The sequence below is a fragment of the Amycolatopsis aidingensis genome (assembly GCF_018885265.1).
GTDB lineage: Bacteria > Actinomycetota > Actinomycetes > Mycobacteriales > Pseudonocardiaceae > Amycolatopsis > Amycolatopsis aidingensis.
The window spans coordinates 1,347,921-1,360,772 of sequence record NZ_CP076538.1 but is presented as its reverse complement, the minus strand read 5'-3'; the positions used below and the strand labels follow the sequence as shown (position 1 = coordinate 1,360,772).

Below are 12,852 nucleotides of genomic sequence, written 5' to 3'. Positions count from 1 at the left end.
CGCGCCGGTGTCCCCCGGTTGAGTGCCTGTACCTCGGGTGTTCGCGCACATGTCACCCGATCGCCAGCCGGGTTGCGGAGGCTGGCCGCGTGGACACCACGCCGGAACCCCAGCAAGCTCAGGACACCCAGCAGGACGCCACGGACGTGTCGCGCCGCAGGCTGCTGCGGGCCGCCGTGGGGACCCCGATCGCGGTGGCGGCTGCGGGCCCGCTGACCGCGGCCACAGCGGAGGCTGGCGGCGGGCCGGACCGGGACGCGCCCCGGTTCACCATCGCCGTGCTGCCCGATACCCAGTACCTGTTCGACCAGGGCGGATCGGACCACGAGCCGGTCCGCGCGGCCCTGCGCTATCTCCTCCGCTCGCGCCGGGAGACCAACCTGGTCTTCACGGCCCACCTCGGCGATGTCACCGAGCACGGCACCGAGGCCGAGCTGCGGCTGGCCGACCGGGTGTTCCGGGCGGCCGACGGCAGGCTGCCCTACAGCGTGCTGGCCGGTAACCACGACATCGACTCCGGCACCGACGACCAGCGCGGGGACACTCCCTACCTGCGCACCTTCGGCCCGCACCGGTTCCGGCGGAGCGAGACCTTCGGCGGTGCCTCACCGGACGGCTACCACAGCTTCCACCTGGTACCGGCCGGCGAGCGCGACTGGCTGGTGCTGGCGCTGGACTGGCGCACCTCGGAGGCCGGAATCCGGTGGGCCCAGGGGGTGCTGGACGATCACCCCGGACTGCCGGCCGTCCTGACCACGCACGATCTGGTGTGGGCGCAGGACACCGGGCAGGCACACCTTTCCGAGCACGGGCGGTGGCTGTGGGACCGGCTGATCCGTGGCAATGACCAGATCTTCCTCGCGATCGGCGGGCACTACTGGCCGCCGGGACGCACGACCATGACCAACGACCACGGCAACGCGGTGCACCTGCACATCACCAACTACCAGGACCGCTACTACGGCGGTGCCGGGATGATCCGGCTGTACCGGTTCGACCTGGCGAGGAACGTCATCGACGTGGAGACCTTCTCTCCCTGGCTGCGGGCCAAGGACGTCGCCCGGCGCAGCCCGCTGGAGGCCGAGACCGTCGAGCTCACCGGGGAGGTCGACCGGTTCAGCGTCGAGATCGACTTCGACCGGCGCTTCGCCGGGTTCGCCCCGCCGGTGCTGCCACCACCGCGCCCGCCCGGTGCGGTGCTGCCCTGGGGCACGGTCGCCTACTGGCGCTTCGACCGCACCGGTCTGCCCGCCGACGGGACCGAAGGCAGGCCGGTGCCACCCGGCACCGTGGCCAGGGACCTGACCGGCAACGGCAACGACCTCACCGCGCGGCTGCTGCACTCCAGCGGCCCCGAGGCACTGACCTGGTCGGCCGAGCACCACGAGGCCGCCCCTGCGCACGCGAGCCTGCGCTTCGGCGGCGGGCAACGACCGGACCGCGGTGCGATCCTGCGCGCCACTCCAGGGGCTCCGATCAACAGCATGACCTTCGAACTCGGCTACACCATCGAGACCTTCATCAAGCTGCCCGATCCGTTCGAGGGTGAGCACGCCTGGATGGGAATCCTGAGCTGGGAGGGCAGGGCGGGGGACGCGGGCAAGCACAGCGGCTGGTCCCCGGACGAACCGACCTGCAGCCTGAACCTCTCCGGGGAGCGGTTCCTGCAGTTCGTCGTGTACCCGGTGCCGGTGGACGCCGACCCCACCTCGTGGAGCCACGCCCTGCCGATGGGCCGGTGGACGCATCTCGCCGTGGTGAACGACGGCAGGCACACCACCGTCTACGTGGACGGCTCCCGGATCGCCCGCAACGCGGCCGAGGAGTCGCGGGGCATCACCACCCTCGGCAAACCATTCGCGCTCGGCGGCACCCAGTTCGCAGGGCGGTACGGGCAGGGCTTCTACGGATGGATCGGGGACACCCGGATCGTGGCCCGCGCGCTGCGGCCCGAACAGTTCCTCATCGCGGGACGTGCCGCCCAAGAACACCGGATGCGCGTACCTGTTCGCACCGGGAGGCGGTGAGGAGGATCTTCGCGAGCTCGCGCTCGGCGAACGTCCTCACCCCGTACCTGCGCGGCATCGTAGCCGCGTACCGGAACCACCGTCCTGTGTGTACTCAGTCAGGCACTCACCGGCCGGACAGCGGCCACCGTGCTGCTGGAGTCACCCGGCGGGCATCGACGCGAACGAGTGAACCTCGCCTGGCCGGGTGGCAGCTGACGTCGTCTCACCTGGTATCCGGTGGGTGACTGCCTTGCCGCCGCCGGTGTGTTCGTGGCCGGTACCGCTCAGCTGCCCATCAGGCGCTTGACCAGCGGACAGGAGCAAAGGTGCGCAGCATTTACCGCGCACATGTGGTGCGAACGAGTGAACCTTACCTTGCCGGGCATCGGATGGGTCAAGGCGACACCTGCGCAGCATACAAACCGGTACGATACTATCTGCAATATTTTATCTTATAAATTTGGATCAACATATTTAGTAAGACTGTTAGAAACTTAGATATTATAATAGAGGTGAACTTTATGTCCGCTAGATGGGAAGCTGATTCTTCATCTCTGTTTGAACGTAGGCTGGGCAGGTCGGCCGCGGACCTGGGTATGACGGACGACAACCCGTCCTGCCCCGATCTGTGGGAGCTGGACAACGGCGACATCGCGGTGATCGGGCGCGACCTCACGGCGAGCTACACCGGCAGGCTTCCCGTCGGAGTGAGCATCGGCGCCGACGAGCGACTGGTCGTCATCCCGCGCGGCATGCTGGTTGCGGCGAAGAAGGACATACCCGATGCCTGAGGTTCCGCACCGGCCGGCAGGCGAGCAGCTGACACCGGATGACTACCTGCATGACTTCTTCCCTCGCTTCTGGCGCATCACGGAACACGACTTCTGGAAACTCGAACGGAGACAGAGCTTCCAGGAGAAGCAGAACGCAAGCTGGGAAGCCTTCGCCCGGGGCGAATGGGACGAAGCCATGCGACGCCTGGAAGAGCGAAGCGCCAACCTGAAGGACTACTACGCCAAGGTGGCACGGCACGGGTTCACCACGTACCGGGTTCGGGTCGTGGAGGAGCCGCTGACGCCTTACCTCCAGTGGCAGCTGCATTCGCAACGGCAACGCGGTGAGCACGGCGAGCACGTCCGGGTGGTGGACGGGGACACGATCGCACCGTTCGAGGTGGACGAAAGGTTGCCGGAGATCGTCACGGTCGGCACGGAAGCGGTCTACGAGGTCCGCTACGACAGCGACGGTGCCATCGAGGGCGCGATCCGGTCAGACGATCCTCGTGATGTCACCCTATGGCGGGACTTCATCAGGAGTTTGTATGACTCCGGCGAGGACATCAACAGTTTCTTCGAACGAGAAGTCGCCCAGCTGGACCCACCGCGTCTCACCTGACCAATGGACACTCCGCGGGATTCCGACGCCGACACCCCGGACGAATGGCGGGAACAGACCCGATCCGAGTTGTCCGGGCGCGCCGCTGACGTGGTGCAGGCACGAGACGTCAGTGGTGGCGTGCACTTCCACCAGGCTGCCGGGCCGGAGAGCGCGTCCGCACCCCGGCAACTCCCCGGCGATGTCCGTGGGTTCGTCGACCGGATGGCGGAACTACAGCGGCTGGACGTCATACTGACGGAACGCGATGGCAGCGTCGGTGTCTCCGCGCTCTGTGTGATCGTCGGGACGGCCGGGGTCGGGAAGACCTCCTTCGCGGTGCACTGGGCACATCGGGTAACTCAGCATTTCCCGGACGGCCAGCTGTACCTGAATCTCCGCGGATACGATCCGGGCACACCGGTGACCTCGAACGAGGCGCTGGAACGGTTCCTGCCCGCCCTGGGCGTACCGAACGTGGCTGTCCCGACCGAGCCCGAGGCGCGGGCGACCCTGTACCGGTCCCGCCTCGCAGGCAGGCGCGTCCTCATCCTGCTGGACAACGTGTCGAGTGCGGGACAAGTGCGCCCGCTGCTGCCGGGGACGCCGGGATGTCTCGTCCTGGTCACCAGCAGGAGCAGGTTGTCCGGACTCGTTGCCAGGGACGGTGCGCAGCGAGTGACCTTGGGGGTGCTCGCCGAGCCGCACGCGGTTTCGCTGGTTCGCGGTGTCGCACGCGACCACCGCCGGGAGGATGCGATCGAGGAGCTCACCGAGTTGTCCCGGCTGTGCGCCCGGCTGCCGCTGGCACTGCGGATCGCCGCCGAGCGAGCCGCGAGCCGGCCAGGCATGCCGCTACGTGAGCTGATCGAGGAACTTCGCGACGAGTCGGCGCTGTGGGATGCGCTGACCGCTGGGCACGACGACGAGTCGGACGCGGTCCGCTCGGTGTTCGCCTGGTCCTACCGGGCGCTTTCGGCGGATGCCGGCCGGTTGTTCCGGCTACTCGGCCTGCATCCCGGTCCGGAGTTCGGTGCCGCGGCGGCGGCCGCCCTCGCGGACATCCCGGTCAACGCCGCGCGCCGCCTCCTGGACGATCTTGCCGGTGCACACCTGCTCGAACAACCGAGCCATGATCGTTACCAGTTCCACGACCTGCTGCGGGCGTACTCGATGGACCAGGTTCGCGAACACGAGGACGCGACGAACTCCCACGCCGCTTCGCGTCGAATCCTGTTGTGGTATCTGCGCATGGCCGATGCCGCGCTGGCGACCATCGTCCCCGGCTCGTGGCACGCTCCGCTGGCGCGGACAGAGGTCGAACCGGAGCGGTTCGCCTTTCCCGGACCGCAGGAAGCCGTCGGTTGGTACCAGCGTGAGCGGGCGAACCTGGTGGCCGCAGCCAGCGCCGCGCAGGAGGCCGGGATGGACGATATCGCCTGGCAGCTTCCGGCCACCCTGCACCGCATCTACGCCAAGCACAACCACTTCGACGACTGGCGCAGCACCAGCGCGGTCGCGCTACCGGCTGTTCGCAGGCTGGGCGACCGGTCGGGCGAGGCACTCTGCCTGGAAAGTCTGGCCAAGCTGCACACCCAGGTTCGGGAACTGAACGAGGGTATCCGGTTTCACCGGCAGGCCCTCGCCGTCCGCAAGGAGATCGGTGACCGCACCGGAGAAGCGTCCTCGAACAACGGCATCGGCCTGGCGCTGCTGCGGGACCACCGGCTCGTGGAGGCCAGATCGTACTTCGAGCAGGCCCGCAGGATCGCGGTGGAGACGGCGGCCGGTACCTGGGAGACCGTTGCGCTCAACTGCCTCGCCTATGTGCACCTCGAACTGGAGGAGTTCGGTCGGGCCCTCGAACTGAACCGGCAAGTTCTGGAGTTCTACCGCGATACCGGCGATCGCGGAGCGGAAGGGGACGCGCTGTGCTGCGCGAGCAGGATCTACCGCGGCCTGGGCAGGCTCGCGGACGCACGCGCGTCGATCGAAGCCGCCGTCATGATCGCGCGCGAGCACGGTAATCACGCCTGGGAAGGCTGGTGGCTGGTCGAGTGCGGTCACGTACTGGTTGCACTCGACCGGGCGGAGGAAGCACTTGAATGCTTCCATCGGGCCGCGAGGTTGCAGCGCAGGATCGGTGACCGAGGCCGGGAAGCGATCGCATGGGATGGTACCGGTGACGCGTACCGGGCGCTCGGCCGTGCGCGGGAGGCGGTCGATTTTCACCGGAACGCGACGACTGTCTTCCGACAGCTCGGTGATCGATGGCGACTCGCCGTGTCCTCGAACAGTCTTGCCCTTTCGCTTGCCGCCACCGGAGCCACGGTGGAGGCTGGAACGCACTGGTCCGCGGCGGAGCAGGCGCTCGCCGACTTCACCGATGGTCCGGCCTCGCGGCTACGCGACACGGTTCGGGCCCGGCCGCGCGAAACACGCATGCCACCGAAACAGTGAACAAGGATACCGGGAAAGGAAATTGTGGCCAGGAGCCTTCGGGTAGCGCTGATATCGTTTCGGTCCGACATATTCTCCGCGCTGGAATCCGGCAGCGTGCATGGTGGGCATGAGCCCGTCCTCTATGTCAACGCACGGTCCAGCCGCCCGCGAACACCCAGCAGTCAGAACGCCGCCGCGAAGGTCGCGGACATTCTCGGCGGGATCCCGCCGGATGTCGACCTGCTGTTGCCGGGAAGCACGGAAGGTCTCGCGGTGGCATTGGCGGGATACCGGATCGACGTGGCGGTCGTCTCCGGCCTGTCCTGGCTGCTACCGCGAGCGGTACTGGACGCGGCCCGGATCGGCGTGTTGAACGTGCATCCTTCCCTGCTGCCGAGGTACCGCGGTCCCTCGCCGATCCAGTGGGCGATCCGTAACGGCGACCGCGAGACCGGTGTCACCGCGCACTGGATGGACGAGCGGATCGACACCGGGAACATCGTCGCTCAGCGGGGCGGAATCGTCCTGCCGGAGTTCGTGACCTTCGAGCGTTTCTGGAACCTGGTGAACCCGGCGGTGCGGGATGTGGTCACCGAGGCACTGGACCTGGCCGCCGCGGGGTACGCAGGAACTCCGCAGAACGAGGCCGAGGCGACCAGCGCGCCACAACTGGAGGAGGAGTTCGGTTACGTGGATTGGTCCGCACCCGCCAGGGTCATCCACAACCAGGTACGAACATTCTACTTCGGAGCCGGCATCCCGGGACCGTTCGCCAGGATCGGCACGGACCGGGTACGGCTCATCCGCACCCGGCTCACCCCGGGCGAGGGCACCAGGATCGAATGCGCGGACGGCCCGATCTGGGTCGTCGCAGCCGAACCCGTGTGACGGCAGCGTCGAGCCGGATCATTCCGGTTCGCCCCGCGGCGGCGCACCGCCGTTCGGCGGGATCTGGTCGAGGTCGATCCGGTACCAGTCGCCCTCGGTGATCAGATGCAGATCCCGGCCCCGGCCGACCACCTCGGCCTCGGCGGGCACCGGCCTGCCGCCGGGCAGGGTGAGCCGGTACTCACCGACCGGACGCACTCTTTCACCGTCCAGGACGCAGCTGACCAGCCGATCCCCGTTCCCGTTCATCCGGTAGCCGCCGTACAGCACGATCCGGGAATCGCCCACGAGCAGCGCCTTGGCTCCGGCCACCTCGTTCGGCCATCCGGTGAGCACGCCTTCCCGCACGCGGATCACGGGGAAGCCGGTGTAGTAGCAGGTCCAGACGGCGTCCTCGGTCACGTTCAACGCGTAGCAGTCGCTGATCGGGTCCCACTCGTGCCGCTCGGGAGCGGGGAACCACCATTGCGGCCGCAGGTCGGCGGAAAACCGGACCAGGCCGGACTCGCCCACCGGCGGCCTACCACCCGGGGCGCCCCAGCCATGATTGCCGTAGACCCCCTCGTCGAAATATCCCACCCAGATGTCGCCGGTGCTGGTGGTCAGCACGTGCTCGATCCCGTCGCCAAGGGTGTCCTCGGCGAGCACGAGCCCCTCGGCGTCGTAGACAACGGCGTTATGGTCGGCACCCGCTGGGCCAAGCCCGGCCCTGCCGCCCACCAGCAGCACCTGCCCGTCCGGCAGCGGTTGCGGGGTCACGAAAGTCAGCCGCAGATCGGGCACCGAGACAGTGGCAGCCATTCCGGGGCCGTACGTGGTGACCGCCACCGACACGGGATGAGGGGTGCGGGTTACGGCGAAACTCCCCCCGCCGCGCTGCACCCGCGCGGTCAGCGCGGCCAGGTCCGGTTCCGCCGCCCACACGGCGAGAAGCTCGCCGGCGGGACCGATCGAGGCCGACACCTGCCGCAGGTCCGGCCGGGCCGGTTCGATCCGCGCGTGGTGACGTGCCTCCAGCACGGGCCGCGCCGTGCCCCCGGACCGCCACCTCGCCCACCAACGACTCCATCGGTTTCCACGAGTACTCACCCGCGAAGTCCATCATGTGCGCCAACGGCCGGGTGGCCGGGGCGAGAGGTTCCCGCCCCGGCCACCCGGTTCCGGGACGATCAGGAGACCGTGCAGGCACCGATGATCGGTGCGGCGTTGTTGCCGTTCGTCATCACCGTGAACCCGAAACTGGTGGAGGCTCCCGGGTTCAGGTAACCGTTCCCGTTCGGTTTCATGGTCATCACGTTGCCACTGCTGTCCCAGCTGGGCGAGCCGTTCCAGGTGGCGGATATCTTCTGTGGCGGGGTCACCGTGACGGTCACCGTCCAGTTGTCGATCGCCGCCGCGCCTGCGGTCACGGTCACCTTGCCGTTGAACCGGTCGTTCCACCGCTCCGCCGGGCTGTAGGAGGCCGAGCAGCCGCGCTCGTCACCACCGCCACCGCCGGATCCGCCGAGGGCGGAGAGCACGGCATGGTACGCGGGCTTCTTGTTGTAGTTGCCATCGAACAGCAGTGGCGTGCCTTCGCTACGCCAGGAGTACTTGTCCGTCACGCCCCAGACGGTGATACCCGTGCACTGTGACACGGCCAGGCAGGCTTCGACCACCCTGCGGTAGCTGTCCGCCTGCGCGGAGCCGGAGCCCTCGATGTCGAGTTCGGTGATCTGCACCTCCACACCGAGGTCGGCGAAGCGTTGCAGGTTCTGCCGGTAGTCCGATGGCACCGGGGAGGCACTGTTGAAATGGGACTGGAAACCCACACAGTCGATCGGTACGCCGCGTGCCTTGAAGTCACGCACCATGTTGTACACGGCGTTGCTCTTGGCGTTGATGCCATCGGTGTTGTAGTCGTTGTAACACAGTTTCGCGCCGGGGTCGGCGGTGCGTGCGGTGCGGAAGGCTTCCTCGATGTAGCCGTTGCCGAGCTTGTTCTGGAACGCCGAGTTGCGCCGGGCTCCGCTTCCGCCGTCCTGGAACGCCTCGTTCACCACATCCCAGGCGGCGACCTCACCCTGGTAGTGCCGCATCACGGTGGTGATGTGGTTGTTCATCGCGGAGCGCAGGTCGCCCGCGCCGAGATTGCCGACCCAACCCGGCAGCTGTGAATGCCACACCAGGGTATGCCCGCGCACCGACATGCCCCTGCTCCTGGCGTGATCGACGATCCGGTCACCCGCACCGAAGTCGAACGAGCCCCTGCTGGGCTCGACGGCGTCCCACTTCATCTCGTTCTCCGCGGTCACCGAGTTGAACTCGGTGTCGAGCGTCGAGACATAGCCCGACTCGCCGAGGCGGTTCGCCGCCACGGCGGCCCCGAAGTACCGTCCCTGTTGCGCCGCGGCCGAGGCGAGGGTGTCGGCCGCATGGGCGGTTCCGGCCAGTACGGTCATACTCGCCGCGGTGAACGTCCCGGCCGCGGCGAGGGCCACCGCCGCGAGCGCGCGGGAACGCGCCTTCCTGCGTCTGGAACAGGACGGCATGGTGACATCTCGGACAGTTCGCGACATGTGCTTCCCTTCTCTCGTCGGTACAATTGTCGAAATCCGTGCGGGGCATCAGCAGGTCTCGGGCTCGACGGTCACCGGGGTATGCAGCACCCGGTCATACCCGACCACTCTGGTCGGCCCGGTGAGCGAAACCGTTCCGGACAGCCGTAAGTCCACACTGGACGATCCGAGATGCACCCGCAGGTCACCAGGTTCGACGACCAGTTCGGTGCCGCGGCCCGCGAACGCGGTCCGGTCGGCGTGCAGCCGGAACACCACCCGCGCGGCCGCGCCGGGTGCCAGCTCGACCCTGGTGAAGCCAGCGAGCTGGCACACCGGCCGCGCCACCGGGGCCACCGGGTCGTGCAGGTAGAGCTGGACGACCTCGGTCCCTGGCACGGTGCCGGTGTTGCGCACCATGCAGGCGACCTCGACCTCGCCATCGGTCGCCAGCTCCGGCCCGAGCTCCAGCCCGTTGTAGGCGAAGGAGGTGTAGGAAAGCCCGTGCCCGAAGGCGTACAGCGGGCTGGTGTCGGCGGAGGTGACCCCGCTGGGCGAGTCCAGCCGCGGACGCAGGTACCCGGCAGGCTGGCCACCGGGGTGCCGGGGCACCTGGACCGGCAGCCGCCCCGAGGGGTTGACTCGCCCGGACAGCACCCCCGCCACCGCGCCCGCGCCCTCCTCACCGGGGAAGAAGGCCTGTACCACCGCCGCGGCCCTGCCGGCGACCGAGCCCAGCGCGTACGGCCGCCCGGAAAGCAGGACCACCACGACCGGGGTTCCGGACTCCAGCAGGGCCTCCAGCAGCGGGCCCTGCGCCCCTGGCAAGGCGAGATCCTCGGCGTCGCAGCCCTCGCCGGATGTGCCCCTGCCGAACAGGCCGGAACGGTCGCCCAGCACCGCGACGCAGACCTCGGCGGTGGCCGCGGCGGCAGTCGCCGCCGCGATCCCGGAGTGATCGTCTCCTTCGACCTGGCAGCCCCGCTGATGGGTCACCTCGGCGTCCGGGAACTCGGCCCGCAGGGCAGCCAGCACGGTCCGTACCTCGATACCCAGCGGTACCTCCGGGTGCTGGGTGCCGACGTGATTGGGGAAGGCATAGCAGCCGAACAGGGAGAGCACCTCGTCCGCGCACGGCCCCACCACGGCCAGCCGCCCCGGCGCGAGCGGCAGTGCCTCCGCGTTCTCCAGCAACACCACCGACCGCTCGGCCAGCGCCCGTGCGACCGACCGCAACTCGGGTGAGTCCAGGTCCACCGCGTCCACTGCCCGCGGTTCCCATTCCGCGTCGAGCAGACCCAGCTGGCACTTCTGACGCAACACCCTGGCAACTGATCGATCTACATAGGACATATCGAGCTCACCCGAGCGCACCAGTTCGGCCAATGGCTCGCCATAGCAGCGCACGCTCGGCAGCTCCACATCCACCCCGGCGGTCAGTGCCAGCTTGGCCGCCGTCGCGGGTGACCCGGCCACCCCGTGCATTGTTTCCAGAAAGGACACGCCGAAGTAGTCGGCGACAACGACGCCGCGAAAGCCCCAGGTTTCGCGCAGCAGCTCGGTCAGCAGCCACTCGTCCGCCGCAGGTGGCATACCGTCAACGGCCGCATAGGAGTGCATCACCGATCGCGCGCCGCCGAGCCGCAGCGCCAGCTCGAACGGCGGCAGCAGCACGTCACGCAGTTCCCTCGGCCCGGCCGAGACCGGGGCGTGGTTGCGCCCGCCCCTCGATGCCGAGTAACCGGCGAAATGCTTGAGGGTGGCCACGATGCCGGTGGACTCCAGGCCGCGGGTGTACGCCGCGCCGAGCATGCCCACCAGGTAGGGGTCCTCGCCGATGGTCTCCTCGGTGCGTCCCCAGCGGGGATCCCGGCACACGTCCAGCACCGGGGCGAGTCCCTGGTGCACCCCGACCGTGCGCATGCTCGCGCCAACCAGCGCGGCCATTCGCTCGACCGTGCCGGGGTCGAAGGAGGCACCCCAGGCCAGCGGGGCCGGGAACACGGTGGCCTGCCATGCGGTGAACCCGGAAAGGCATTCCTCGTGTGCCATCGCCGGGATACCCAGCCGGGTGTTGTCCACCAGCCTGCGCTGCGTTTCGGCCAGCACCTTCGCACCAACGACCGGATCCACAGGCCGGGTGCCGAACACCCTGGTCAGCTGGCCGAGGCCGGCGCGGGTGAGCTCGTCCCATGGCGGCAACGGCTCGGCGAACTCGTGCTGCGCCGGCGCGACCTCGTCCCCTGCCTCGGACACCCCGACCCAGACCCCGACGAGCTGGGCGAGCTTCTCCTCCGGAGTCATCTCCGCGAGCAGCAGGTCGACCCGCTGCTCGACGGGCAGGGCCGGATCGGCCCAGCGTGCTCCGGAAGTGCGGGCGGGTTGGGCATGAGCGGTCACGCGTGCTCCTTCTTCGCGGCAGGATGGACTCCCGCGGCCACCATCGGTCGTGGCCACGGAGTGGTCGGCGGACTCAGCGGGCGGGCGGTGCGGTGGTGGAGCGCACGATCAGCTCGGTGGCCAGTTCGATCCGGTGGCTACGGGGCGGCGTGCCCGCGATCAGGTCGGCGAGCAGGCGGCCGGCCAGCCTGCCCATCTCGTCCAGCGGCTGCCGGATGGTGGTCAGCGGCGGGGAGGACCACCGCGCCACCGGCAGGTCGTCGAACCCGACCACGCTCACCTCGCGTGGCACGGTAAGGCCCGCGCGGCGGGCCGCCTCGATGGCGCCCAGCGCCTGCTCGTCGCTGCCCGCGAAGATCGCCGTGGGCGGGTCCGGCAGGTCGAGCAGTTCGACCGCGGCCCGGTACCCACCCTCGTGATGGAAGTCCCCGTGCCGGATCAGCTCGGGATGCGCGGTGCCGCCTGCCCGCTCCAGCGCGGTGCGGTACCCGTCGATCCTGGCCTTGCTGCACAGGAACCCCGGCGGGCCGCCGATCACGGCGATCCGCCGGTGCCCCAGTTCGAGCAGGTGCTCGGTGGCCGCCAGCCCGCCTGCCCAGTTGGTCGCGCCGACGCTGGGCACATCCGGGCTGGGCAGGTCGGCCGGATCGAGCACCACGAGCGGAAGCCGGGCGCGCTCCAGCAGCCGCAGGTCGGCCTTGGACAGCTCGGAGGTGACCAGCACCGCCCCCGCGCGCCGGGCCCGCACGAGGGTCTGCGCCCAGTCCTTGCGATGCGCCATCGCCGACACCACCGCCTGCACCCCGGAGTCCACGACGCCCCGGATGATCTCCACCGCCCACGGGCTGTCCAGCGCGGTGAACACCAGATCGATGACCACCTGGCCGGCCGCGGCGCGGCGGGTCCCCACCGGGATGTACTCGTGCTCCTCCAGCAGCCTGCGCACGCGGGCCCTGGTCTCGGCGGAGACGTCATCCTTGCCGTTGAGCACTTTCGAGGCCGTCGGCAGCGAGACCCCCGCGGCCTGCGCGATGGCGGCAAGGGTGGGCCTGCGGGACCCGCTTCGTGTCATCTCTCCTCCTCGCTCGAACGGCCCGAACCAGGTGATGAGGTTCATGCTTATCGAAATATCTCCGAAACACAAGCCGGGAAAGTTTCGAAGAACGGCGAGCTGACTAGAGCGTCTTATGCTGCTTAAACTC

The 12,852-nt window shown here is 68.9% G+C and carries 9 protein-coding genes; 5 read left to right on the top strand and 4 right to left on the bottom strand.

The annotated features are described in order from the left end of the window. The first annotated feature begins 89 nt into the window (after positions 1-89). From KOI47_RS06615 to KOI47_RS06595, 5 genes are all read left to right on the top strand, one after another. Entirely contained in the window at positions 90-2,027 is a 1,938-nt protein-coding gene (locus KOI47_RS06615) for a LamG-like jellyroll fold domain-containing protein (protein WP_232376578.1), read from the top strand. A gap of 578 nt (positions 2,028-2,605) precedes the next feature. After that, positions 2,606-2,800, top strand: a complete 195-nt coding sequence (locus KOI47_RS06610) for a hypothetical protein (RefSeq protein ID WP_232376577.1) — start codon at positions 2,606-2,608, stop codon at positions 2,798-2,800. Beyond that, positions 2,793-3,404: a DUF6879 family protein gene (locus tag KOI47_RS06605; RefSeq protein ID WP_216214886.1), complete on the top strand. Its 612-nt coding sequence runs from the start codon at positions 2,793-2,795 to the stop codon at positions 3,402-3,404. Before KOI47_RS06610 ends, KOI47_RS06605 begins: the two co-directional genes overlap by 8 nt. A gap of 3 nt (positions 3,405-3,407) precedes the next feature. After that, positions 3,408-5,843 carry an ATP-binding protein gene (locus KOI47_RS06600; protein ID WP_216214884.1) on the top strand — a complete coding sequence of 812 codons (2,436 nt, stop codon included), beginning with the start codon at positions 3,408-3,410 and terminating at the stop codon, positions 5,841-5,843. 96 nt (positions 5,844-5,939) lie between these two features. Continuing rightward, positions 5,940-6,713, top strand: coding sequence for a methionyl-tRNA formyltransferase (locus KOI47_RS06595; protein WP_232376576.1), 774 nt, complete (start codon positions 5,940-5,942; stop codon positions 6,711-6,713). Positions 6,714-6,731: 18 nt separating this feature from the next. Here the strand turns inward: KOI47_RS06595 and KOI47_RS06590 are convergent, their stop codons facing one another. From KOI47_RS06590 to KOI47_RS06575, 4 genes are all read right to left on the bottom strand, one after another. Continuing rightward, complete coding sequence (locus KOI47_RS06590) at positions 6,732-7,733, bottom strand: hypothetical protein (RefSeq protein ID WP_216214882.1); 1,002 nt, start codon at positions 7,731-7,733, stop codon at positions 6,732-6,734. Positions 7,734-7,882: 149 nt separating this feature from the next. After that, complete coding sequence (locus KOI47_RS06585; protein WP_216214880.1) at positions 7,883-9,244, bottom strand: endo-1,4-beta-xylanase; 1,362 nt, start codon at positions 9,242-9,244, stop codon at positions 7,883-7,885. Between the two features lie 75 nt (positions 9,245-9,319). Continuing rightward, positions 9,320-11,650: a beta-xylosidase/alpha-l-arabinosidase gene (locus KOI47_RS06580; protein ID WP_232376575.1), complete on the bottom strand. Its 2,331-nt coding sequence runs from the start codon at positions 11,648-11,650 to the stop codon at positions 9,320-9,322. Between the two features lie 73 nt (positions 11,651-11,723). Then, positions 11,724-12,722: a LacI family DNA-binding transcriptional regulator gene (locus tag KOI47_RS06575; protein ID WP_216214878.1), complete on the bottom strand. Its 999-nt coding sequence runs from the start codon at positions 12,720-12,722 to the stop codon at positions 11,724-11,726. Positions 12,723-12,852 lie beyond the last annotated feature (130 nt).

Excerpts from the sequence above, each read along its gene's own strand:
- KOI47_RS06585 (WP_216214880.1), bottom strand. The coding sequence starts at position 9,244 with ATGCCGTCCTGTTCCAGACGCAGGAAGGCGCGTTCCCGCGCGCTCGCG.
- KOI47_RS06610 (WP_232376577.1), top strand. The coding sequence starts at position 2,606 with ATGACGGACGACAACCCGTCCTGCCCCGATCTGTGGGAGCTGGACAAC.
- KOI47_RS06605 (WP_216214886.1), top strand. The coding sequence starts at position 2,793 with ATGCCTGAGGTTCCGCACCGGCCGGCAGGCGAGCAGCTGACACCGGAT.
- KOI47_RS06600 (WP_216214884.1), top strand. The coding sequence starts at position 3,408 with ATGGACACTCCGCGGGATTCCGACGCCGACACCCCGGACGAATGGCGG.
- KOI47_RS06575 (WP_216214878.1), bottom strand. The coding sequence starts at position 12,722 with ATGACACGAAGCGGGTCCCGCAGGCCCACCCTTGCCGCCATCGCGCAG.